Source organism: Streptomyces sp. NPDC001381 (assembly GCF_042895685.1).
GTDB lineage: Bacteria > Actinomycetota > Actinomycetes > Streptomycetales > Streptomycetaceae > Streptomyces.
Genome location: NZ_JBIAWO010000002.1, coordinates 529,040 through 550,877 on the forward strand (window position 1 = coordinate 529,040; position 21,838 = coordinate 550,877).

21 protein-coding genes are annotated in these 21,838 nt (G+C 73.1%); 3 read left to right on the top strand and 18 right to left on the bottom strand.

What is annotated here, in order from left to right; genetic code table 11:
* Positions 1–54: 54 nt before the first annotated feature.
* From ACFY2L_RS09450 to ACFY2L_RS09490, 9 genes are all read right to left on the bottom strand, one after another.
* A complete protein-coding gene (locus ACFY2L_RS09450) occupies positions 55–714 on the bottom strand; it encodes a CoA transferase subunit B (protein ID WP_390656317.1) in 660 nt (219 codons plus the stop codon).
* Positions 711–1,466, bottom strand: a complete 756-nt coding sequence (locus ACFY2L_RS09455; protein ID WP_390656318.1) for a CoA transferase subunit A — start codon at positions 1,464–1,466, stop codon at positions 711–713. The genes ACFY2L_RS09450 and ACFY2L_RS09455 overlap by 4 nt, the downstream gene beginning before the upstream one ends.
* Before the next feature lie 22 nt (positions 1,467–1,488).
* Complete coding sequence (locus ACFY2L_RS09460; RefSeq protein ID WP_390656319.1) at positions 1,489–2,235, bottom strand: SDR family NAD(P)-dependent oxidoreductase; 747 nt, start codon at positions 2,233–2,235, stop codon at positions 1,489–1,491.
* The gene (locus ACFY2L_RS09465; RefSeq protein WP_390656320.1) at positions 2,232–3,203 is read right to left on the bottom strand and encodes a fumarylacetoacetate hydrolase family protein; all 972 of its coding nucleotides are present in this window, start codon (positions 3,201–3,203) and stop codon (positions 2,232–2,234) included. The genes ACFY2L_RS09460 and ACFY2L_RS09465 overlap by 4 nt, the downstream gene beginning before the upstream one ends.
* Positions 3,204–3,323: 120 nt before the next feature.
* Positions 3,324–4,262 (bottom strand): VOC family protein, encoded by a 939-nt coding sequence (locus ACFY2L_RS09470; RefSeq protein ID WP_390656321.1) that lies wholly within the window; start codon positions 4,260–4,262, stop codon positions 3,324–3,326.
* A gap of 12 nt (positions 4,263–4,274) precedes the next feature.
* The gene (locus tag ACFY2L_RS09475; RefSeq protein ID WP_390656322.1) at positions 4,275–5,288 is read right to left on the bottom strand and encodes an amidohydrolase family protein; all 1,014 of its coding nucleotides are present in this window, start codon (positions 5,286–5,288) and stop codon (positions 4,275–4,277) included.
* Positions 5,285–6,421 (bottom strand): FAD-dependent oxidoreductase, encoded by a 1,137-nt coding sequence (locus tag ACFY2L_RS09480; protein WP_390656323.1) that lies wholly within the window; start codon positions 6,419–6,421, stop codon positions 5,285–5,287. Before ACFY2L_RS09480 ends, ACFY2L_RS09475 begins: the two co-directional genes overlap by 4 nt.
* Before the next feature lie 179 nt (positions 6,422–6,600).
* Positions 6,601–7,563: a cyclase family protein gene (locus ACFY2L_RS09485; RefSeq protein ID WP_390656324.1), complete on the bottom strand. Its 963-nt coding sequence runs from the start codon at positions 7,561–7,563 to the stop codon at positions 6,601–6,603.
* Positions 7,560–8,543 (bottom strand): fumarylacetoacetate hydrolase family protein, encoded by a 984-nt coding sequence (locus ACFY2L_RS09490; RefSeq protein ID WP_390656325.1) that lies wholly within the window; start codon positions 8,541–8,543, stop codon positions 7,560–7,562. Before ACFY2L_RS09490 ends, ACFY2L_RS09485 begins: the two co-directional genes overlap by 4 nt.
* Positions 8,544–8,664: 121 nt before the next feature.
* Here ACFY2L_RS09490 and ACFY2L_RS09495 point away from each other — a divergent pair, with 121 nt between their 5' ends.
* The gene (locus ACFY2L_RS09495) at positions 8,665–9,615 is read left to right on the top strand and encodes a LysR family transcriptional regulator (protein ID WP_390656326.1); all 951 of its coding nucleotides are present in this window, start codon (positions 8,665–8,667) and stop codon (positions 9,613–9,615) included.
* Between the two features lie 273 nt (positions 9,616–9,888).
* Here the strand turns inward: ACFY2L_RS09495 and ACFY2L_RS09500 are convergent, their stop codons facing one another.
* From ACFY2L_RS09500 to ACFY2L_RS09510, 3 genes are all read right to left on the bottom strand, one after another.
* Complete coding sequence (locus tag ACFY2L_RS09500) at positions 9,889–11,163, bottom strand: MFS transporter (protein ID WP_390656327.1); 1,275 nt, start codon at positions 11,161–11,163, stop codon at positions 9,889–9,891.
* Between the two features lie 276 nt (positions 11,164–11,439).
* Entirely contained in the window at positions 11,440–11,982 is a 543-nt protein-coding gene (locus tag ACFY2L_RS09505) for a hypothetical protein (protein WP_390656328.1), read from the bottom strand.
* Between the two features lie 183 nt (positions 11,983–12,165).
* Positions 12,166–13,641: a glycosyltransferase family 2 protein gene (locus ACFY2L_RS09510; RefSeq protein ID WP_390657106.1), complete on the bottom strand. Its 1,476-nt coding sequence runs from the start codon at positions 13,639–13,641 to the stop codon at positions 12,166–12,168.
* A gap of 467 nt (positions 13,642–14,108) precedes the next feature.
* Between ACFY2L_RS09510 and ACFY2L_RS09515 the strand changes: the two genes are divergently transcribed.
* A complete protein-coding gene (locus ACFY2L_RS09515; protein ID WP_390656329.1) occupies positions 14,109–15,146 on the top strand; it encodes a glycoside hydrolase family 5 protein in 1,038 nt (345 codons plus the stop codon).
* Between the two features lie 415 nt (positions 15,147–15,561).
* A complete protein-coding gene (locus ACFY2L_RS09520; protein WP_390656330.1) occupies positions 15,562–16,722 on the top strand; it encodes a PQQ-dependent sugar dehydrogenase in 1,161 nt (386 codons plus the stop codon).
* Between the two features lie 112 nt (positions 16,723–16,834).
* Here ACFY2L_RS09520 and ACFY2L_RS09525 read toward each other — a convergent pair whose 3' ends face one another.
* The 6 genes from ACFY2L_RS09525 to ACFY2L_RS09550 form a co-directional block, all read right to left on the bottom strand.
* Complete coding sequence (locus tag ACFY2L_RS09525) at positions 16,835–17,092, bottom strand: acyl carrier protein (RefSeq protein ID WP_390656331.1); 258 nt, start codon at positions 17,090–17,092, stop codon at positions 16,835–16,837.
* Between the two features lie 14 nt (positions 17,093–17,106).
* Positions 17,107–18,330 (bottom strand): beta-ketoacyl synthase N-terminal-like domain-containing protein, encoded by a 1,224-nt coding sequence (locus ACFY2L_RS09530; protein ID WP_390656332.1) that lies wholly within the window; start codon positions 18,328–18,330, stop codon positions 17,107–17,109.
* Positions 18,327–19,595 (bottom strand): beta-ketoacyl-[acyl-carrier-protein] synthase family protein, encoded by a 1,269-nt coding sequence (locus ACFY2L_RS09535; RefSeq protein ID WP_390821949.1) that lies wholly within the window; start codon positions 19,593–19,595, stop codon positions 18,327–18,329. The genes ACFY2L_RS09530 and ACFY2L_RS09535 overlap by 4 nt, the downstream gene beginning before the upstream one ends.
* Positions 19,592–20,350, bottom strand: a complete 759-nt coding sequence (locus tag ACFY2L_RS09540; protein ID WP_390656334.1) for a thioesterase II family protein — start codon at positions 20,348–20,350, stop codon at positions 19,592–19,594. Before ACFY2L_RS09540 ends, ACFY2L_RS09535 begins: the two co-directional genes overlap by 4 nt.
* Positions 20,351–20,451: 101 nt before the next feature.
* On the bottom strand, positions 20,452–21,426 hold the full coding sequence (gene rfbB / locus ACFY2L_RS09545) for a dTDP-glucose 4,6-dehydratase (protein ID WP_390656335.1): 975 nt from the start codon (positions 21,424–21,426) through the stop codon (positions 20,452–20,454).
* Between the two features lie 58 nt (positions 21,427–21,484).
* On the bottom strand, positions 21,485–21,808 hold the full coding sequence (locus ACFY2L_RS09550) for a DUF6059 family protein (protein WP_390656336.1): 324 nt from the start codon (positions 21,806–21,808) through the stop codon (positions 21,485–21,487).
* Positions 21,809–21,838: the final 30 nt, after the last annotated feature.

Here is a 21,838-nt window from a genome sequence, read left to right on the forward strand (position 1 = left end):
GACGTCGGGCGGGGCGGGACCACCCGGTCCCGCCCCGCCTCACGTGCGATGGTCCTACGCCTGCCGGAGCAGCGGCGCGTCCGTGCGGGCGGCGATGTCCCGTGCGGAGACGCCCGGCGCGCACTCCACCAGCACGAGGCCCTCGGGCGTGACGTCCAGGACGCCGAGATCGGTGACGACGCGATGGACGCACGCCTCGCCCGTGAGCGGCAGGGTGCACTCCCGGACGATCTTCGGGCTGCCGTCCTTCGCGGTGTGCTCCATCAGCACCACGACCCGGCGGGCGCCGTGGACCAGGTCCATGGCACCGCCCATGCCCTTGACCATCCGGCCGGGGACCATCCAGTTGGCCAGGTCGCCGCGCTCCGACACCTGCATCGCGCCGAGCACGGCCGTGTCGATGTGGCCGCCGCGGATCATGCCGAAGGACAGGGCGGAGTCGAAGAAGGAGGCCCCGGGCAGCACGGTGACGGTCTCCTTGCCGGCGTTGATCAGGTCGGGGTCGACCTCGTCCTCCGCCGGGTAGGGGCCGGTGCCGAGGATGCCGTTCTCGGAGTGCAGGACCACGTGCACGCCGGGCGGAAGGTGGCCCGGGATCAGGGTGGGCAGGCCGATGCCGAGGTTGACGTAGGAGCCGTCGGTGAGCTCGGCGGCCGCGCGGGCGGCCATCTGGTCGCGGGTCCAGCCGGCCCGCGCGGTGGTGGCGGTGCTCATGCGCGTACCGTCCTCTTCTCGATCTGCTTGTCGGCCGCCTGGGCCGGGGTGAGGGACACGACCCGCTGGACGAAGACACCCGGCAGATGGACCTCGTCCGGTCGCAGCCCGCCCGGTTCCACGAGTTCCTCGACCTCGGCGACGGTGATCCGGCCCGCCATCGCGGCCAGCGGGTTGAAGTTGGCGGCGGACCTGCGGAAGACCAGGTTTCCGTGGCGGTCGCCGCGCCAGGCCCGTACGAGGGCGAAGTCGGTGGTGATGCCGTGCTCCAGGACGTACGTCCGGTCGGCGAAGTCGCGGGTCTCCTTGGGCGGGGAGGCCACGGCCACGCGGCCGTCGGCGGTGTGGCGCCAGGGCAGACCGCCGCGGGCCACCTGGGTGCCCACGCCGGCGGGGGTGTAGAAGGCCGGGATGCCCGCTCCGCCCGCGCGCAGCCGCTCGGCCAGCGTGCCCTGCGGCACCAGCTCCACCTCCAGTTCGCCCGACAGGTACTGACGGGCGAACTCCTTGTTCTCGCCCACGTAACTGCCCGTGACACGGGCGATCCGGCCGTCGGCCAGCAGGACGCCCAGCCCGCGCCCGTCCACTCCGCAGTTGTTCGACACGACCTCCAGGCCGGTCGCGCCCTGGGCGTGGAGGGCCTGGATGAGCACGTCGGGGATGCCGCTGAGGCCGAAGCCGCCGACGGCCAGCGACGCGCCGTCGGGGATGTCGGCGACCGCCTCGGCGGCGCTCGGGCGGACCTTGTCCATGGGTGGGTGGGCCTTTCTGCTGCTACGGGTGGAGGGCGTCCGAGATCGACTTGGCCCCGCCGTGCGCGGTGAGGCCGCCGTCCACCGGGATCTCGGCGCCGGTGACGAAGGCGGAGTCGTCGCTCAGGAGGAAGACGACGAGGGGCGTGACGTCCTCGACGGTCCCGGTGCGGCCGAGCGGTGTCTCCCGGAGGTTCGCCACCCGGAACGCGGGGGCGGCGGAGGCGGTCATCTCCGTCTCGATGAAGCCGGGATGGATGATGTTCACCCGGATGCCACGGGGGCCCAGTTCCGTCGCGGCGGTCCTCGACAGGCCCCGCAGCGCCCACTTGCTGGCCGTGTACGCGACCGGGTAGTGGGCGGTCAGCGCCGCCGACGAGCCGACGTTCACGATCGACGCGCCCGGCCGCATCAGCGGAGCCAGTGTCCGGATGCCCAGGAGCGGACCCGTGACGTTCACGGCGTGGACCCGGGCCATGTCCTCGGGGCGCACGGCGTCGATGCGGGCCCGCCAGGTGACGCCCGCGTTGTTGACCAGCCCGTGCACCTGCCCGTACGCCTCACGCAGTTCGGCGGCGAGCTCCGTCCAGTCCTTCTCGCTGGTCACGTCGAGCCGGCGGCACCCCGGCGCCTCGGTGACGTCGGTGGCGATCACCCGGGCGCCCTCCCGGGTCAGCGCCTCGGCCTCCGCGGCGCCCTGGCCGCCGGCCGCGCCCGTGACCACGACGACCTTGCCGAGAAGCCGCTTGGGAACCAGGTCGCCGCTCACGGCCGCTCCCGCGAGCGGCGGCGGGCGCCCGGCAGCGGCACCGGCTCGGAACCGGCCACCACCGTGTTGGAGACACTGCCGAGGCCCTCGACGGTGAGCGTCACGGTGTCGCCGGGCCGCAGCGGCGCCGGGTCCCGCCTGCCGCGTACGCCCCACAGCTCCGCGAGACAGCCGCCGTTGCCGCAGGTGCCCGAGCCCAGGACGTCGCCGGGACGCACCCAGGTGCCGCGCGAGGCGTAGGCGACCATCTCCTCGAACGTCCAGCTCATGTTGGACAGCAGGTCCTTGCCGACGACCTCGCCGTTCACCGAGGCGGTGAGCGCGAGCCGCAGGAACCCCTCGGCGTCCCGGTACGGCTCCAGCTCGTCGGCCGTCACCAGGTACGGCCCGAGGGTGGTGGCGGTGTCCTTGCCCTTGCAGGGGCCGAGCCGGACCTGCATCTCGCGGGACTGCAGATCGCGGGCCGACCAGTCGTTGAGGACCGTGTAGCCGACGATGTGCTCACGGGCCTGCTCCGGGGTGAGATCGCGCCCGGCGCGGCCGACGACCGCGGCGACCTCCAGCTCGAAGTCGAGCACCGTGCTGCCCGGCGGCACCGGCACGTCGTCGTGGGCGCCGACGACCGCGTAGGGGTTGGTGAAGTAGAAGGTCGGGGCGTCGTACCAGGCCTCGGGCACCCCGCCGACGCCGTCCACCGACCGCCGTACGCCCTCGACGTGTTCCTCGAAGGCCACGAAGTCCCGCACGGTGGGCGGCTGGAGCGGGGGCAGCAGCCGTACCTCCGAGACATGGGGGCCGGCCGGGACGCCGAGCGCCGCGGTGCCCGCCTCCAGCAGTGCGGTCAGACCGCCGCCCTCGGCGAGCAGCGCGGTCAGCGAGCCCGCACCGGGCAGCGGGCGGAGCGTGCCGTCCTCTTCGACGACGGCCACTCGGTGCCGGTGGTCGTACTCGTACGTGGCGAAGCGCATGGGGAGGTCCTGTCGGCGGCGGGCGGTGGGGCAGGGCGGGTGCGGGGGGCGCGGCCCGGGGACGCGGCGGGCAGTCAGGGCATGACAGGGGAGCGCCGCGCCCCCGGAACTCGAGGGGGATCAGACCGGCGGGGCGACGAACACACCGGGGTCGACGTCGTTGAACGACTCCTTGGCGACCAGTTCGTTCATCGGGTTGGCCGTGCCCCACTGGTCGGTGACCTCGGGCTGGGAGAAGTCGTAGACGTGCGGGTGCCAGGTGTCCTCGTCCAGCAGCTCCAGCTCCGTCGTGTACTCGACGGTGTTGCCGTGCGGGTCGAGGAAGTACGTGAAGGTGTTGTCGCCCGCCATGTGCCGGCCCGGGCCCCAGACCTTCCGGAAGCCGGCCCGCATCACCCGGCCGGAGCCGCGCATGTACTCGTCGAGGCCGCGCATCTCGAAGGAGACGTGGTGCAGCGAGGTGTGCGGGCCCTTGGCGATGGCCATGGAGTGGTGCTGGTTGCTGATCCGCATGAAGTGCATGACGTCGCCGACGTACGGCGAGCTGAGCGTGTCGGAGTGGCGGAAGCCGAGGTGACGCTCGTACCACTCACGGGTCTTGTCGAGGTCCGGCGAGTTGAGGACGACGTGCGACAGCTTGACCGGGATCGACTCCTTCTCCTCGATCCTGCGGTGCCGGCGGACCTCGACGTCCGACGAGACCTCGATGGTGCGGCCGTCCACGTCGAAGAAGCGGAAGCCGTAGCCGCCGCCGGGGGTGTCGATCTTGCCCGGCTGGGAGATCAACTGGACGCCTCCGCTGAGCAGTCGCTCGGCGAGCGTGTCCACGTCCGCCGCGCTCGCGGCCCCGTACGAGACGAGGTCGAGACGCTTCTCGTCCGACCGGCGCAGCCGGACGACGTACTGCTCGGGGCTGCCCTCGGCGGCCAGGAAGGAGATGCCGGAGTCCTCGGCGACCTTGGTCAGGCCCCAGACGCCGGCGTAGAAGTCGAGCTGCTTGGCGTAGTCGGGCACGGCGAGGTCGACGTGCCGCAGATGGGTGAGCAGGCGGTCGGTCATGGGGGGTCCTCCTCAGACGAGGTCGAGCAGGGCGGCCGCGTTGCCGCCCCGCACCGCGTGGAAGTCGTGGTCGGGCAGGCCCGCGGCGCGCAGGGCGCCCAGCGGGTCCTCGGTGCCCATGTCGAAGGGGAAGTCGGAGCCGAGCAGGACCCGGTCCGGGCCGGCGGCGCGGACCAGCTCGCGCAGCACGCGCGGGTCGTGGACGAGGGAGTCGAAGTACAGCCTCCGCAGATAGCTGCTCGGCTCCCGTGCGCAGCCCCGGGCGTCGGGCCGGACCCGCCAGGCGTGGTCGGAGCGCCCGATGTGGGTGGGCAGATAGCCGCCGCCGTGCGCCGCGATCAGTCTCAGGCCGGGATGCCGGTCCAGGACGCCTGAGAAGATCAGATGGGAGAGCGCGACGGCGTTCTCGGTGGGCTGGCCGACGGTGTTGGACAGGTACCACCGGTCCAGGCGCTCGTCGAGCGTGCAGCCGAAGGGGTGCAGGAAGACCAGGGCGCCGGTCTCCTCGGCCCGCGCCCAGAACGGCGCGAGCCGCGGGTCGGACAGCTCCGTCTCCCGGGTCCCGGCCGGGCCCGGGGCGTGCGAGGAGAGCTCCACGCCCCGCAGTCCCTGGTCCAGCGCGTGGTCGAGGAGGGCCGGCGCGAGGCCGGGGTGCTGGAGCGGCACCAGACCGAGGCCGTACAGCCGGTCGGGGGCCTTCGCGCAGTGCGCCGCCGTCCCCTCGTTGGCCGACCGGCACACCCGCTCGGCCAGCCGGGGATCGGCCCAGTAGTGGTAGTGGGACGGCGAGGGGCTCACGAGTTGCACGTCCACGCCCTGCGCGTCCATCGCGGCGAGGCGCGCGGCGACGTCCGTCAGCCGGGGCACCCGCTCCCCGACCATGGGACCGTTGACGGCGAGGGCCGCCGGGCCGTTGCGGCGGGCGTCGAGGGCACGGGCCCCGGCGAGGCCGGCCCGGCCGGCGACGGCCTCCTCGACCTCCGGCAGCAGCAGGTGGGCGTGCACGTCCACGGTGGGGACCGTCACGGCGTCTCCTTGAGGGCGTTCATGGTCCGGCTCATCAGCCCGGGCACGTCGGCGTCGCGCACCCCGTCGAGCAGCCACTGGCCGAGCTGGACGGAGGCGTCGACGACCATGCGCACCCGGGGCAGCCGCCGGGCCCGGTAGTCGGTGAGGAGCCGGTCGTCCCACGTCTCGCGGGTGGTGAGCAGCTCGGCCAGGACGGAGGCGTCCTCCAGGGACATCGCCGCCCCTTGCGCGAGGGTGGGCGGGCAGCAGTGGGCGGCGTCACCGACCAGGACCACCCGGCCCCGGTGCCACGGGCCCTCGACCAGGTGGCGGTCGAACCAGGTGTAGTTGACCGCGGCCGGGTCGTCGATGTGCTTCACGATCTCGGGCCAGAAGCCGCCGTAGCCCTCGGCGAGCGCGCGCATCTCGTCGGCGTACGACCGGGCGGGGATCGAGGCACGGTCGCGGCACCCCTCGACGACATAGGCGTAGATGGTGTTCTCGCTGGTGGGGCAGTAGCCCGCGATGTACGCCGGGCCGCCGTACGCCAGGTCCGTGCGCGTCACGCCCTCGGGGCGCGGGGCGGCGATCCGCCAGATGGCCATGCCGGTGGGCTCGGGCCGGTCGGTGACGCCGATCATGGTGCGGGTGGCCGAGTTGAGGCCGTCGGCGGCGATCACCAGGTCGTAGCGGCCCTCGGTGCCGTCGCTGAAGCGCACCGAGACGCCGTCGTCGTCCTGGTCCAGGCTCTCGGCGGTGGTGCCGAGACGGACCCGGGCACCGGAGTCGCGGACCGCCTCGATGAGGATCTGCTGGAGCCGCGGGCGCTGCATGCCCACGGTGGCGGGCAGTTCGGGGCCGCCGGTCTGGATGTCCTCGGCGACGAACAGCACGGTGCCGTCCGCGGCGGTCACGCCCAGGGAGCCGAAGGCGAACCCGGAGGCGCTCACCTGCTCCCAGACGCCGAGCTCACGCAGGACGCGCAGCGCGTTGCCCTGGAGGGTGATGCCGGAACCGGTGGTGGCGTTCCAGTCCGGCTTGGCCTCGATCAGGTCCACGGCGACGCCCGCGCGGCGCAGCAGGACGGTGACGGCGTTGCCGGAGGCGCCCCCGCCGATGACGAGGACGGCGCGGCTTCGGGGGTCGGTCATGTCGGGGATACCTCCCGTTCGGGCCGCACGGCTTCGGGCGGCTGGTACGAGTGCGGCTCTTCCGCCGTGGAGGCGGACGGTATGCGGAGGGCGGGCCCGCCCGGGACCGGGCGGGGCGAGGAAGGGGCCGGATGCGCCGCAGCTGTCCGGGGAGAGGCGCATCCGGCGGCTCGGCGGGGCTACTTGACGGCGATCGGGCTGACGGGGGAGCCGACGGCGCCGGTGATGGGCAGCGGCGCGGCGGTCAGCCAGAACGCGTACACCCCGTCCACCGCGCAGTCCGCGGCGAGGGCGTCGAGGTCCCACATCTCGCCGATCAGCAGGCCCATGTTGGGGATCACGACCTGGTGCAGCGGCTGGAAGGCGTTCTCGAACTCGTTCGGCCGCACCTCGAAACCCCAGGTGTCGGTGGCGATCGCGGCGATCTCGGTGCGGTGCAGCCAGCCGGCGGCGGTGAAGGACAGCCCGGGTGCCGGGCCGCCCGCGTAGTCGCCCCAGCCGTCGCGCCGCGCCCGGGTCAGCTGCCCGGTCCGTACGAGGACGATGTCGCCGCGGCCGACGGTGACGCCGTGCGCCTGCGCGGTCCGCTCCAGGTGTTCCTCGGTGACGGCGAAGCCGTCGGGCAGTTCGCCGCCCGTGCCGACGACCCGGCCCACGTCCAGCAGCACGCCGCGTCCCGCGACGTACGGCGCCATGTGCTCGATGCCGGTGACGAGGTCGCCGTCGGAGGTGACCACCTTCTCGGCGGCCCGCCCGTTCCACGCCCTGCCGTGGTCGAAGATGTGCCCGAGCCCGTCCCACTGGGTGGAGCACTGCAACGGCATCGCGATCACGTCGTCGGCACCGCCGATGCCGTGCGGGAAGCCCTGGTTGCCGAGGGCGGCGTCGGTGCCGGTGTCGAGCATGGTGTGCACCGGGTTGGTGCGCCGGCGCCAGCCCTTCTGCGGGCCGTTCATGTCGAAGGACTGCGACAGCGAGAAGCTGACGCCCCGGCGGACCAGCGCGGCCCCTTCACGGCGCTTGGCCTCGTCGAGGAAGTTCAGGGTGCCCAGCACGTCGTCCTCGCCCCAGCGCCCCCAGTTGGAGTACGCCTTGGCGGCCTCGGCGATCGCGCCCTCGGGGTCGTGACGGTCCGGGCTCATGCCGGGCCCTCCTGCACACAGCGGGTGCGCTGCACACCGAGTCCGGTGACGGACCCCTCCATGACGTCGCCGTCGCGCAGCAGCCGCCCCCAGTGGATGCCGTTGCCGGCCGGGCTGCCGGTCAGCACCAGGTCACCGGGCAGCAGCCGGGCGGTCTGCGAGATGTACGACACCAGCCGTGCCACCCCGAAGAGCATGTCCTTGGTGGACTCGTCCTGCATGGTCTCGCCGTTCAGCTTCAGCGTGACCCGCAGGTCACCGGGGTCGGCGATCGACTCGGCCGGCACGAGCCACGGGCCGAGCGGGGTGAAGCCGGGCGCGTTCTTGCAGCGCAGCCAGTCGGTGCCGATGGCCGGCATGTCCCGCCGGAAGACGGTGGCGCGGTCGGTGAGGTCGTTGGCGATGGTGTACCCGGCGACGTGGTCCAGGGCCTCCTCGACGGAGATCCGGTGGGCGGGCCGGGCGATGACGGCCGCCAGCTCCAGCTCCCAGTCGGGCTGGGCGGCCCAGGACGGGAGGACGACGTCGTCGTACGGCCCGGCGATCGTGCTGGGCAGGCCGATGAAGACGTACGGAAGGTCCTCGGCGGCCCGGCGGTCCATGATCGCGGCGATCTCCGCACGGGCCTCCTCGACCGTGCGCGGGTCGTCGGGGGAGCGGTGGGCGACCTCCAGGTCGATCACGTGCTGCCGGTAGTTGGCGCCGGACTGGAAGATCTGCCGGGGCTCCAGCGGGGCGTGCACCCGCAGCTCCTCCAGCGGCCGCCAGTCGAGGGCGTCGTCCTCCGCGAGGGCGCGCAGGACGGGGAGGGTCTCCTCCCACCGCTCCACCACGGCCCGCACGTCGGACGGCGCCCGGTCCAGCGCCCTGCGCAGGTCGAGCACCCGTTCCCGGGCCAGCAGACCGGGGAACGGGTCCCCGTCCTGAGCGGAGAACGTGCCGAGCGCGAACGGGCCGGCAGGTTGCGCGAGCGTTGCCATGAGATTTCCTCCCGCTGGGTTGCGGTCTACTCTGAACCCGATCCGCTGATCACGGAAATCAATCCTGTGGATGCGCTGGATCCACGGCATGGATGGCTCTTCGCTCCTTAGGTGGTGCCCGGTGAACCTGTCCCGACTCGACCTCAACCTGGTGGTCGCGCTGCGTGCGCTGCTGGAGGAACGCAACGTCACCCGGGCCGGCGAGCGCATCGGACTGAGCCAGCCCGCGATGAGCGCGGCACTGGCCCGGCTGCGCCGCCATTTCGACGACGAATTGCTCGCCCGCACCGGCAACAGCTACGAACTGACCCCGCTCGGGGTCGCCCTGCGGGACCGCAGCGCGACCGCGTGCGATCTGCTGGAGCGGGTCTTCTCGAGCCAGGCGGACTTCGATCCGGGCGCCGAGACGCGGGAGTTCACCCTGCTCGCCTCCGACTACGGGGCGGCCGTCTTCGGCGCCGAACTCGCTCGCGCCGTGCACCGGGAGGCGCCCGGGATCCGGTTCACCTTCCAGCATCCGGCGCCCTCCGTCGTGGAGAACACCGCGACCGTGCTGAGCACCGTCGACGGGCTGCTGATGCCGCACGGCGTCATCGACGGCTTCCCCTGCGTCGACCTCCACCAGGACCGCTGGCTGTGCCTGGTCGCCGACGACCACCCCGAGGTCGGCCACGAGCTCACCCTGGACCAGCTGGCCCGCCTGCCCTGGGCGGTCTACCAGCGGCCCTACGACGCGCCGGCCGCCCGGCAGCTCAGCATGCTCGGCATCAGCCCCCGGGTGGAGGTCTCCGTACAGACCTTCCAGCTGCTGCCCCACATGGTCGAGGGCACCCGGCGCGTCGCGATGATCCAGGAGCGTCTGGCCCGCCGGGCGGTCCGGTCGGCGGCGGTCCGGGTCCTGCCCTGCCCCTTCGAGGCGGTACCGGTGCAGGAGGCCCTGTGGTGGCACCCCGTCCACGCCCAGGACGCCGCCCACATCTGGCTCCGCCAGAAGGCCGTGGAGGTGGGCACCACCCTGACGGGGCCCCTCCCCGACGACACCTCCGCCGCACCGCCCGCGGCGGGGGCGTAGGCCGCCTTCGGGGTGCGGGCCGCACGGGGGGGGTGCCGTGCGTGGTGGGCGGGTGGGTGGCCCGCTGCGGGCCCGGCGAGCGGCACCCCACCACCCCCGCGGCGGTCTCCGGGCCCGGCGTGGGGCGGCTTGCGGGGCGGGCGTTCCCTGGCGGGGTGTCTCCAGGCCGCGGGGGCGGGCGGGACCGGGCGGGACTGGTGGGGGATGGCAGGGGCCCGTCCCCGCGGGACCGCGGGGACGGGCCGGTGGCCGGGGGAGACGGAGGGCGGGGGCTCAGGCCAGTTGTTCGGGCAGCGGCCGCGGGTCGGCCGTGGCCGTGCGACGGCGGGCCGTCGTCAGCCCCGCCGCGACCAGGGCGGCGGCCAGCCCCAGGACGCCCACCGCGGCGGCGAGGCTGCCGACCGCCGACTCCAGGGCGAGCAGGACCAGGGGGCAGACGAACTCGCCGCCGAAGAAGGCCGCCGTCCACAGCCCCGTCCCGCGCCCGCGGTCCTCGAAGGCCAGCCGGGACATGGCGCTGGTGAGCAGGGCGGGCAGCAGCATGCCCGTGCCCACGCAGTTGACCACCGCTCCGGCGACCAGCACCGGGGCGTTGCCCGCGAGGAACATCACCCCGAAGCCGGCCGCGCAGACCGCGAGAACGGCGGGCAGCATCGGGTCGGGGGAGCGCTTCAGCCGGGCGAAGGCGACCGCACCGCCCACGGTGGCGGCGCTCGCGACCGCGGTGGCCAGGCCGATCACCCCGGAGTTCTCCACCCCGAGGTCGTCCAGCAGGTACGACATCTCCACCGGGACGGTGTAGAAGACCATCGCCCCGAAGAACGTCACTGCGCAGATGCCCGCCAACTGCCGCCAGGGGAACGGGCGCCGCGTCTCCACCGGGGCCGGGGCCCCGTCGGCGCCGGCGTCGTCCCGGCGCGCGGGGCTGGGCAGGGCGGTGGCCATCAGCGGGGCGAGCGCCAGGCTCACGGCGTACACCCAGAAGGGCACCCGCCACCCGGCCGAACCGGCGGCGCCGCCCAGCACGAAGAAGACGGTGGCCGAAGCCGAGGCGCACATGGTCTGCAGCGCGAGGTACTTCACCCGCCGCCGACCGGAGTAGTAGTCGCCGATCAGGGTCGTGCAGCAGGTCATGATGGCGGCCTCGGTGACGCCGACCAGGGCGCGGCTGGCGATGACGGCGCCGAGGGAGTCCAGCCAGAGCGGCGCCGTGCCGAACGCGGCGTACAGCACCGTCGCCACGATCAGCAGCCGCTTGCGGCCCAGCCGGTCCACCATCACGCCGGCGAACGGCGCCAGCAGGGCCAGCGCCAGCGCCGGGACCGTCAGCGCGAGCGGGACCAGCGCCTTGGCCCCCGGCACCGAGGCGAAGTGGTCCTGCATCTTCGGCAGCACGGGGGCGATCAGCACCGCCCCCAGGATCGGCAGACAACTGCCCGCCATCAGCAGGGTCACCCGCAGCAGATGGGCCGGGCCCGAGACGGCGACGGGAGACGGAGCGGCGTCGTCGACCGCGGTGGGCGACGGCGGCAGGGCGGAACCGGGCATGGCGACTCCAGGGACGGTGTACGGGAGCGGGCATGCCTTCCGGGCCTCGCGGGGCACACGGCATGCCGGGGACGGCCGCACGTGGGCGGCTGATCCGGACAGCGGCGTGCGGGTAGGGACGACTATGGGCGGTCGCCCGCCCCGCCGCCATCCTCGGCGCGATCGCAATCCCCGATCCGGCTCATCCACCCCGTGGATGAGCCCGGTCCGCCCCCGTCCGGGTCGGGCAGACGGCCGGCCCGAGGGGGGCCGTCACGCTCGTCGGCCCGGCCGGCGTCACGCGGACGCCATCACGTCCGGTTCGGCGGCCAGCAGCGTGGCCGCCGCCCTCTGGTGCAACGCGTCCAGCGTCCTGAGCTGCTGTTCCGCCCGCTGCTCCAGCTTCCGCAGCCAGTCGGCGTCCAGGCGCGGATCCTCGGCGGAGGCGGAGAGCAGGGCGCGCCACAGCAACGCCTTGCCCTGTACCCCCAGCCGTACGGCCTCGAGCTCGACCAGCACCGTGAGGCCGGAGCGGCGCAGCAGCCGGCCGTTGGGCTTCACCCGCCCGAGCTTCTCGCCCAGCCTCGCTCCGTACTGCTTGTAGTGCTGCACGGGCATCTCGAGGTCGGACAGGATCCGCAGCAGGTACCGCTTGTCCTGCGCGATCTCCGCCGCGAGCTTCTCCAGCTCGACCCCGTACTCCGTGTCGTGGTGCTCCCGCACCATGCGCCTGGCGAGCCGGGTACCGGCCGTCGCCCCGGCCAGGTGATCGTTGAGGTAGACGTCCAGAATCTTCTCCCGCGTCGGCCCGTCGCCCGGGCTCTGCGCTGTCGCGGTCATGATGTCCCTCCGGCCTCCGCACCCTGTCGACGACCTCCGAGTGCCCCTCCTGGCCCGGGTGACCACCGCCCCGGAGCGGGCAGTGTGCGGCTGGACGGCCGAGCGCCCCGGCCAGGACGCGGAAGAGGTCCTCGGCGGCCGTGTCGGCGCGGCACCGAGGACCTCTCGCGGTCGCGTGGTGGTTCAGAGGTTCTCCGCCGGCTCCAGTCTCCTGGGCGCGGCGGTGGGAACGGACTCCTCCGCGGTACCGCGGTGCGGAAGGACGACCCGGCCCACGATCACGGCGTAGAACAGGCCGGAGGCCAGCACCAGTGCGAAGTCCGGCGCGTACAGGGTGGCCATGCGCCAGACCGCGACGCCCACCCACAGGATCGCCGTCCCGCCGTTCCAGAGCCGGACGCCGACGCAGAGGCGCCTGTTCCTGTTCCGGCCCGCGGCCGCCGAGCCGGTGGGCCGCCAGGCCTGACGCCTGCCGCGGGCGATGTCCCAGATGGCGAACAGGTGCGCCCACCCGTACATCAGGCGCACGGCCCACGCCTCGATCCGGTACGGGCACCTGTGCCACAGCGGGAAGATCACCAGGGTGTAGAGAACGCTGGGCAGGACGAGCAGCGAGTACTCGACCTTGAGTTTCTCGGGCATCGTCAGCAGCAGCACGATCGGGAGCAGCGGTGCCACGAAGGTGAAGAGCGCCGTGTGGATGTAGTAGAGGAAGCCGGAGAAGTAGCAGAGCCGGGTGGTGAGCCGCAGCTTCGTGCTCCAGAACTTCCTGCTTCCCAGCAGGCTCATGGAACCCGAGCACCAGCGGTACTGCTGGTGGTAGAACGCGCTCACGTTGTCGGGACAGTTGCCGGTGGCGAGGGGGATCGGCACATAGCGCAGGGCCCAGCCCAGCCGGCCCAGGTCGAAGCCGGTGTGCACGTCCTCCGAGTGCTCGATCAGGGTGGTGCCGCCGTTGGCCTCCAGGGCCGCCCGCCGGTAGACGGCGCAACTGCCCACGCAGATGGCGCCGCCGTGGCGCTGACGGGACACCTGGATCGCCCGGTAGAACAGCTCCTGGACGGCCCCCGCACCCCGCTCGATCCACGTCTGCCGGCCGGTCACCCGGAAGAACTGCGGCGACTGGACGATGCCCGTCTTCGGGTCGCGTTCCATGTACGGCAGCAGTTCCTCCAGCAGATCCGCGCGCGGGGCGAAGTCGGCGTCGAGGATGAGGATGTACTCCTCGTCGGAGATGCCCAGCCCGTAGTGCAGATTGCCGGCCTTCTTGAACCAGCCCCGGTTGGGCCGGCTTCCGTAGACGAAGCCGAACTCCTTCGCCAGGTCGGCGAGTTCGGGAGACGCGGAGTCGTCGAGCACGTAAGCGGTGGCCGTACCGGGGTAACGGTCGGCGAGTTGGCGCACATGCGTCCAGGTGTTCTCCAGTACGTCGAGGGGTTCGCCGCACACCGGCAGGAAGACGGCGACCGTCGGATACGTCTCGGGACGCCATTTCCGGACCAGTTGGCGATGGGCCTTGAGGTCGAAGTCGGGGGTGAAGCCGTTCACGCGCAGTGAGGCGACGTAGTAGAGAACGCTGAAGACCAGGCACGGCAGCAGCGCGAACAGCCATGGCGAGGACTGGATGAGCCTGAACTGGCTGAAGACGAGGCAGCCCATGCTGATGAGCGAGGCACCCGTGAGCACCCAGAGGTGACGTCGGGCGTAGGAGTACTTCTCCTCGTCGTCCGGGGGCTCGGGGAGTACGGAGGTGGCGGTGTGCCCGGACCGGTGGGTTATCTGTGGGACCTGGGGCCGGGTCGTCTCCATGGTGGTGTCAAAGGAATCAAGGCTCAAGGTGTGCTCCTTGAAGGGGACGGTCATCTCCACCACTAGCCACGGAGGGGTGTGACCTGCGCCTTTGGCTGGGCTGATTGCTGCACGGGTCGCTCGAAGGAAGGATTCGCCGGAGTGGCGGCCGCCGGAGAGCGGTCCGCGCGGGGCATCCGCGGGCGAACGCGGGCCCCGGCGCTGCACACGGGTGAACCTTCCTGCGGCTCGGACGAATCGCGGTGACGCTGCATCACATATGAAGTGATGATTCGTCATATTTGCGTTTCGGTACCCCCAAGGAACTGGAGGCAGCAGTGCCCTCACTGACGTCCCGCAGCCGTCGCGCGGCCTGGACCTCGCTGGCCCTCGCGGCGGCGCTCGGCGTTCTCCCCGCGAGCCCGGCGCACGCACAGGACACCGGAAAGGCCCCCAGGGCCAGGACTCCGGTCCAGGCGTGGGGCAAGCTCCACGTCTGCGGCACGCAGCTGTGTTCCCAGTCCGGCCGACCGGTCCAGTTGCGGGGCATGAGCACCCACGGCACGCAGTGGTACCCGGACTGCCTGACCGGTGCCGCGCTGGACGCCGTCGCCTACGACTGGAAGGCGAGCGTGCTGCGCGTCTCGACGTACGCCCGCGAGGGCGGCTATCGCGCGGACCCGAAGAAGTACACCGCCATGGCGAGCAGGCTCGTCGACATGGCGACGGCCCGCGGCATGTACGTCATCGTCGACTGGCACACGATCCACCCGGGTGATCCGCACCAGGACCTCGCCAACGCGCGCACCTTCTTCAAGACCATCGCCGAACGGCACCGGAACAAGACCAACGTGATCTACGAGATCGCCAACGAGCCCCACCACGTGAGCTGGCCGACGATCAAGGACTACGCGAAAAAGATCATGCCGGTGATCCGGTCCCGCGTCCCCGGCAGCGTGATCCTCGTCCCGACGAGGGGCTGGGCGACGCTCGGCGCGGCCGAGGCGACCAACGAGAAGATCATCGTCGCGGATCCCGTACGCGACAAGAACGTCATGTACACGTTCCACTTCTACGCGACGGCGGGGCGCGAGCAGTTCCTGAGGCTGCTGGACCGGGCCTCGGACAAGCTGCCGATCTTCGTCACGGAGTGGGCCGTCGCGTCCTGGAACGGCTGGGGCACCGACTACCCCATGGCGCAGAAGTTCATCGACGTCATGGCCAAGAAGAAGATCGGCTGGACGAACTGGAGCCTCTCCGACAACCACAAGGATCTGTCCGTCTTCAAGAAGGGTGTCTGCGGCACCGGCAAGTTCGCCGGCACCAAGGCGCTCTCGCCCAACGGCGTCTGGGTCAGGAGCCGGATCAGGGGCTGAGCGGCTGACCGTTCCGCAACCGAACCCGCCCACCGGGGCGGACCGCGCACCGCGGTCCGCCCCGGTGGCGTGTCCGGCACACCGCCCGCCCCGTCGCGGCCCGACCTGTACCGCGCCGCACCCCCGGGATCGGGTGAACGACCATGAACAACTCCCTTGTGCGCACCGCCGCATCGCTGGGGAGCGGGCCCGCCTGCGAAGTGCTGCCGGCGTCCCACGGGCGGGACGGAACCGGCGCCCGGGACCGGCCCGTCCGGCCACGCCCCGGCGCAGCCGTCAGCAGGACGGGCGTATCCGAGTGGCTCTCCCGTCGCCGGGCGCTCGATACTCGGGACATCTCCTGGGCCGCAGCCTGCGGTGGACGCCCCTGGCCAGGGCCCACGCGGCTCCCCCCACGACAGGAAAGGCCCTCCGCATGTCACGCTTGGCGCAAGCAGCGCTGCGGCGCGTCCGTCCGGGCGCAGCCGCGATCACCGCCGCCACCGCTCTCCTCGCCGTCTGCGCCCTGTCGCCGGCGACGGCGGCCGGGGCGGCGCGGCACCCCGCCCCCCGGACGGCGGACCTCCGGGCGGGCGCCCCGTCCGACGACAGCGCCCCGAAGACCGTCGCCACCCTCTCGGGTGAGCTGACGGAACCCTGGGCCATCTCCTTCCTGCCCGACGGCGCCACGGCGCTGGTGACCGAGCGGCACACCTCGCAGGTGTGGCGGGTGGCGCGGGACGGCTCCAAGAAGGCCGTGGGCGTGGTGCCGGACACGGTCAACGGCACCACCGGGCCCGGGGTGGGCAACGGCGGGCTGCTGGGCGTCGCCCCCTCGCCGACCTGGAACGGCACCACGGACCAGGACGTCTTCTTCGTCCACACGGCCGCCGACGAGACCCGGGTCGTGCGGATGCGGTTCGACGGCACCTCGCTCAGCGACTACGCCGTCGTGCTCGGCGGGATCGCCCGGGGCGGGGACCACAACGGCGGAAAGATCGCCTTCGGCCCCGACGGCTACCTGTACGTGTCCACCGGCGACGGCCAGACCGGCGCTCGCGCGCAGGACAGGAACTCGCTCAACGGGAAGATCCTGCGCATCACCAGGAGCGGCGAGGCGGCGCCCGGCAACCCCTTCGGCAACGCCGTCTACAGCCTCGGTCACCGCAACCCCGAGGGCCTGGTGTGGGACGACCGGGGCCGGCTGTGGGAGACCGAGATCGGCCAGGACACCTGGGACGAACTCAACCTCATCGAGCCGGGGGCCGATTACGGCTGGCCCACCTGCGAGGGTTCCTGCGCCGTCGAGGGCATGACGAACCCGGAGTTCGTCTGGAACCCGGACCGGGGCGGCGTCCCCGGCCAGGTCGCGGTCAACCGCGACGTCCTGTACGTGACGTCGATGCTGGGCCAGCGCCTGTGGCGCCTGCCGATCAGCGGCGACGGACGGAGCGTCGGCACCCCCACCGAGTACTACGGCGGTGTGTACGGGCGGTTCCGCGCCATCGCCAAGGTGCCCGGCGCCAGTGAACTGTGGCTGGCCACGGACAGGCGGGGCGAGAGGCAGGACATGATCCTCAAGGTGACCGTCGACTGACGGGCGGTCGGACGGGCGGAGGCGGGGTACCGGAAGCCGCGCGGCTCCCGGTACCGGCGCCGTGCTCCGGTCACCTCCGCGGAGGCCCGCCGGTCACCGCGTCACGGGGGGCTCAGCGTCGCGCGGCGAGTGCCGCGTTGACCAGGTCCAGGTAGCGGCGGGGGGTGTCCGCCTCGGGCACCGCCTCCTCGTCCAGCCGGATGTGGTGCTCCCGCTCGACGACCCCGGTCAGCTCGAGGATCGCGAGCGAGTCGTAGCCGAGGTCGGCGAACGTCAGGTCGAGGACGTCGCCCTCCAGGTCGACGGACTCGTCGCTGCCCGCGCACTCCCGGAGCAGCCGCGTCAGGTCGTCCAGGCGCAGTGCGGTCATCGTTGTTCCTCTCGTCAGGGGGACGGGCTTGCGGCGGCGCCTCCCGGGGAGCGCACCACCATGGCGGAGTTGAAGCCGCCCCGGCCGCGCGCCAGCACCAGCGCGGTACGCAGCCGGGCCGGGCGGGGAGCGTCGGTCACCAGGTCGATCGGACAGTCGTCGGCGACGCCCCCGACGTGCACGGTGGGCGGGATCAGCTGGTCGCGCAGGGCCAGGAGGGCGGCGGCCAGGTCGAGCGAGGCGGCCCCGGCGGAGAGCCGTCCGGTCATCGTCTTGGGCGCGGTCACCGGAACGCCGTACGGGCCGAAGATGCCGGCCAGCGCCTCGGCCTCCGCCACGTCGTCGGCCCGTACGCCCGCCGCGTCGCCGAAGACCACGTCCACGTCGGCGGGGACGGCCCCCGCGTCGGCGAGGGCCAGCTCCGCAGCGGCGCGCAGCCGGGAGGGCCCGGCGGGAGGATCGAAGGTGGCCGCATGGCCGGCGATCTCCCCGTACGAGTGCTCCGCGCGCGCCGCGTCCTCCAGGACGAGCAGCGCACCCCCCTCGCCGATCACCTGGCCGCAGGCCTGCGCCGAGTACGGCAGGAAGGCACGGGCCGGATCGTCCGAGGTGCTGAGCCGGCCGTCGGCGAGGTACCCCGCCCAGCCCCACGGACACAGCGCGGAATCCACGCCGCCGCCGAGCATCCGCCGGGTGCCCCTGCGCAGCTGCCGCCGGGCCTCGGCGACGGCGTCCAGACCGCCCGCCTGCTCGCTGACGACCACCCCGCCGGGGCCGCGCATGCCCTGCGCGATGGAGATCTGGCCGGTGTTGACGGCGTAGAACCAGGCGAAGGACTGGTACGCGCTGACGTACCGGCCGCCCTTGCTCCACAGCGCCTGCAACTCGCGCTGTCCGAACTCGAAGCCGCCCACCGAGGAGGCGGTGACGACACCGGTGTCGTAGCCCTCCCCGGTGGGTGTCGCGCCCGCGTCGGACAGGGCCTCCGCGGCGACGGCCAGCGCGAGCCGCGTCATGTGGTCGGTCTGCGGCAGCAGCCGGGCCGGGACGTGCTCGGCCGCCTCGAAGCCCGGCACCTCACCCGCGAGCCGTGCCGGGTACCGGCCGGCGTCGAAGCGGCTGACGGGACGGATGCCGCTCTCCCCGGCCAGGACGGCGCGCCACCACGCGGCGGTGCCCAGACCGTTGGGCGCGGCGACCCCGATGCCGGTGACGGCGGCTGCCGGACGGCTGCTCATACGGCGTCCCCCGTGCGCGGAGCGGTGAGCACCATGGCGCTCTGGAAGCCGCCGAAGCCACTGCCCACGCTCAGCACCGTGTCGGTGCGCTGCGCCCGCGCGGTCAGGGGGGTGTAGTCCAGATCGCACTCGGGGTCGGGGGTGTGCAGGTTCGCGGTCGGTGGCACGGTGTTGTGCTCGATCGCCAGGGCGCTGGCGGCGAGTTCGAGGGAGCCGATCGCGCCGAGCGAGTGCCCGACCATGGACTTCACCGAGCTGACCGGTACGTCGTAGGCGTGAGGGCCGAGGCCGAGCTTGAAGGCGGCGGTCTCGTGCCGGTCGTTCTGACGGGTGCCGGAGCCGTGCGCGTTGACGTAGTCGATGTCGCCGGGGTCGGTGCGTGCCTCGTCGAGCGCGGCCCGTATGGCCTCGGCCATCTCCTTCCCGTCCCTGGTCAGGCCGGTCATGTGGTAGGCGTTGCAGCGGGTGGCGTAGCCGGTGATCTCGGCGTAGACGTGCGCCCCGCGACGCCGGGCGTGCCCGTACTCCTCCAGGACGAGCACCGCGGAGCCCTCGCCGAGCACGAAGCCGTTGCGGGTGGCGTCGAAGGGCCGGGAGGCCGTCGCGGGATCGTCGTTGCGCGGTGAGGTGGCCTTGATGGCGTCGAAGCAGGCGACGGTGATGGGGGAGATGGGCGCCTCGGTGGCGCCGCTGACCATCACGTCGGCGCTGCCCTCGCGGATCAGGCCGACGGCGTGGCCGACCGCGTCGATACCGGAGGTGCAGCCGGTGGAGATCAGGGACACCGGGCCCTGGGCACCGGAACGGTGCGCCACCTCGGCCGCCATCGAGCTGGGTACGAAGTAGTCGAACAGGTGGGGGACCGCGAGCCGGTGATCGACCTGCCAGCTGCTTCCGTCCCGGCTGACGGTGCGGTACTCGCGGTCCAGGCCCGTGGTGCAGCCCACCGCGCTGCCCAGCGCGACGCCGGTGCGCAGCGGGTCGGCCTCCCCGGCGAGACCGCTGTCGGCCACCGCCTCGCGGGCGCCGACGACGGCGAACTGCGCCGCCCTGTCCAGCCGTTCGGCCTCCTCGGGGGAGAACCCGTGCGCGGCCGGGTCGAAGTCCACCTCCGCGGCGACACGGGAGCGGAACGGTCCGGCGTCGAACAGCGAGATGGCGCGGGTCGCGGTGCGGCCGGAGGTCAGCAGGGACCAGAACTCCTTGGTTCCCAGGCCGCCGGGGGCGACCACTCCGATCCCGGTGATGACGACGCGGCGGTTCATCGACTCCCTCTCTGTACGGTCCCTTCGACGGCGGGCCGCGCCGCGCACGCCGCGCGGCCCATGACCCGGCACGCCCTGCCCATCAGCCTGGGCAGCTCCGGGCCCCGTACGAAGAAGTGGTCACCCGGCAGGGTGCGTTGCACCACGCGGTCGGCCCCCCAGCGGGCCCAGCCGGCCATCACCTCGGGCCCGGCCAGCGGGTCGTCCCGGCCCGACACCACCAGGAGGGGCACGGACAGCGGCGCGTCCGCGCCACGGCGCAACGCGCGGGCCAGGCACAGGTCGTCGCGCAGCACGCCGAGCACGGTCCGCTGCCACACCGCGCTGTGCGGGGTCGTACGCGGCAGCCTGGTGCCCAGGCCCGTCAGCAGCTCCGGCAGCCGGTCGTCGGCCAGGCCGTCCGGGAACGGGTCGCGGTCCGGGGGCGGGCAGGCGCCCACGGCCACCAGCGCGGGCTGCGGCAGACCGGCCCGGTGCACGGCGCGGGCCACGGTGTAGGCGACGAGACCGCCCAGGCTGTGGCCGTACAGCACGTACCGCCCGTCGGGCGGGCGGCCGTGGCGGCGCAGCAGATCCACGAGCAGCGGGCGCACGGCGGTGATCCGCGGTTCGCGGCGGCGGGCCTCCCGGCCCGGCAGCAGCACCGGCTCGGTCCGGATGCCGGGGCCCGTGCCGTGGGACCAGCGGCCGAAAGCGGCGATGCCGGCGCCGGCGTGCGGGAAGCAGTACAGCCTCATCGGCCGGCCGTCCTGCATGTCAGCTCCCTCCGTGTGCCCTGGTGTGGCCGGGGACGACGTTCGCCGGTGCCGCTCGATTCCCGGTCGACGACGGGGCACGCCCCGTTGGAGCCCGGGGTTCACGAGGCGACCAGGGGCTTCCACCACTGCGGGTGGTCCCGGTACCAGGCGACGGTCTGCGCCAGGCCCTCGGGGAAGGACCGGCGGGGCGCGTATCCCAGTTCGGTGCGGATCCGGGTGTCGTCCGTGGCGTACCGCCGGTCGTGGCCCTTGCGGTCCTCCACGTGCCGGACGCGGCCGGCGTCGGCATCGCACAACTCCAGGAGCATGCCGGTGAGTTCCCTGTTGGTCAGCTCGGTGCCGCCGCCGATGTTGTAGATCCGGCCGGGGACACCGCGGGTGAGCACCGCGGCGAGGGCCTGGCAGTGGTCGTCGACGTGCAGCCACTCGCGGATGTTGCCGCCGTCGCCGTACAGCGGTACGTCGAGACCGCGCAGCAGGCGGGTGACGAAGTGCGGGATGAGCTTCTCGACGTGCTGGTGGGGGCCGTAGTTGTTGGCGCAGCGGGTGACGCGCACGTCGAGGCCGTGGGTGCGGTGGTAGGCGCGGGCCAGCAGGTCGCCGGACGCCTTGGAGGCGGCGTAGGGGGAGTTGGGCTCCAGGAGGTGCTCCTCGGTCCACGACCCCTCGTCGATGGAGCCGTACACCTCGTCGGTGGAGACGTGCAGGAACGTCCCGATGCCGGTGTGCAGCGCGGCTTCCAGCAGGGTCTGGGTGCCGAGCACGTTCGTCCGGACGAACGCGGACCCGCCGCGCAGCCGCACGGAACGGTCCACGTGCGACTCGGCCGCGAAGTGCACGATCGCGTCGTGCCCGGGCAGGAGGCGGTGCAGCAGGTCCAGGTCGGCGATGTCACCGCGGACGAAGGTGAGCCGCTCCGTGTCCGGGGGGAGGTTGGCCCGGTTGCCCGCGTAGGTGAGGCTGTCCAGCACACACACGCGGGAGTTCTCCAGGCCGGGGTAGCCGTCGGCGAGCAGGGTGCGGACGAAGTGCGAGCCGATGAAGCCGGCACCGCCCGTGACGAAGATCCTCATGGCCGCATGGTCGCGGCCGGTCGTCAACTGCCGGTCGAGGCGGGCTGGGCACGGGCCCTCAGCCGGGCCAGATCTCGCGGGCCAGAGCGCGTTCCAGGGCGGTCAGGGGCTGGTCGGGCCGCAGTCGTTCGGGGGAGCCGGGCGGCGGCGCGGACCGGGGCGGGGGCGCGGACCGGGGCGGGGGCGCCTGCTCCTGGGCCGCGGGCTCCGGCGGTTCGGGCGCGGGCGGGACGTACCAGCTGTGCGCCACCAGCGCCTCGGGATGGAACTGGGCGGCCCCGAACCAGTCGCCGCCCCACCGGCAGACGGCCCGCTTCGCCTCGGCCGCCGCCGCCCGCCGGCCCAGGAAGCACCGCCAGAGGGACCTCCACCACCCGCGCATCACCGCACCTCCTCGACGGCAGGGTGCGGG

What these genes read in the sequence shown, in the direction of transcription:
- ACFY2L_RS09525 (WP_390656331.1), bottom strand. Translation starts at nt 17,092, where the DNA reads ATGACCGCACTGCGCCTGGACGACCTGACGCGGCTGCTCCGGGAGTGC.
- ACFY2L_RS09550 (WP_390656336.1), bottom strand. Translation starts at nt 21,808, where the DNA reads ATGCGCGGGTGGTGGAGGTCCCTCTGGCGGTGCTTCCTGGGCCGGCGG.
- ACFY2L_RS09490 (WP_390656325.1), bottom strand. Translation starts at nt 8,543, where the DNA reads ATGGCAACGCTCGCGCAACCTGCCGGCCCGTTCGCGCTCGGCACGTTC.
- rfbB (WP_390656335.1), bottom strand. Translation starts at nt 21,426, where the DNA reads ATGAGGATCTTCGTCACGGGCGGTGCCGGCTTCATCGGCTCGCACTTC.
- ACFY2L_RS09520 (WP_390656330.1), top strand. Translation starts at nt 15,562, where the DNA reads ATGTCACGCTTGGCGCAAGCAGCGCTGCGGCGCGTCCGTCCGGGCGCA.
- ACFY2L_RS09510 (WP_390657106.1), bottom strand. Translation starts at nt 13,641, where the DNA reads ATGGGCTGCCTCGTCTTCAGCCAGTTCAGGCTCATCCAGTCCTCGCCA.
- ACFY2L_RS09540 (WP_390656334.1), bottom strand. Translation starts at nt 20,350, where the DNA reads ATGCAGGACGGCCGGCCGATGAGGCTGTACTGCTTCCCGCACGCCGGC.
- ACFY2L_RS09470 (WP_390656321.1), bottom strand. Translation starts at nt 4,262, where the DNA reads ATGACCGACCGCCTGCTCACCCATCTGCGGCACGTCGACCTCGCCGTG.
- ACFY2L_RS09505 (WP_390656328.1), bottom strand. Translation starts at nt 11,982, where the DNA reads ATGACCGCGACAGCGCAGAGCCCGGGCGACGGGCCGACGCGGGAGAAG.
- ACFY2L_RS09485 (WP_390656324.1), bottom strand. Translation starts at nt 7,563, where the DNA reads ATGAGCCCGGACCGTCACGACCCCGAGGGCGCGATCGCCGAGGCCGCC.
- ACFY2L_RS09535 (WP_390821949.1), bottom strand. Translation starts at nt 19,595, where the DNA reads ATGAACCGCCGCGTCGTCATCACCGGGATCGGAGTGGTCGCCCCCGGC.
- ACFY2L_RS09530 (WP_390656332.1), bottom strand. Translation starts at nt 18,330, where the DNA reads ATGAGCAGCCGTCCGGCAGCCGCCGTCACCGGCATCGGGGTCGCCGCG.
- ACFY2L_RS09480 (WP_390656323.1), bottom strand. Translation starts at nt 6,421, where the DNA reads ATGACCGACCCCCGAAGCCGCGCCGTCCTCGTCATCGGCGGGGGCGCC.
- ACFY2L_RS09500 (WP_390656327.1), bottom strand. Translation starts at nt 11,163, where the DNA reads ATGCCCGGTTCCGCCCTGCCGCCGTCGCCCACCGCGGTCGACGACGCC.
- ACFY2L_RS09455 (WP_390656318.1), bottom strand. Translation starts at nt 1,466, where the DNA reads ATGGACAAGGTCCGCCCGAGCGCCGCCGAGGCGGTCGCCGACATCCCC.
- ACFY2L_RS09465 (WP_390656320.1), bottom strand. Translation starts at nt 3,203, where the DNA reads ATGCGCTTCGCCACGTACGAGTACGACCACCGGCACCGAGTGGCCGTC.
- ACFY2L_RS09450 (WP_390656317.1), bottom strand. Translation starts at nt 714, where the DNA reads ATGAGCACCGCCACCACCGCGCGGGCCGGCTGGACCCGCGACCAGATG.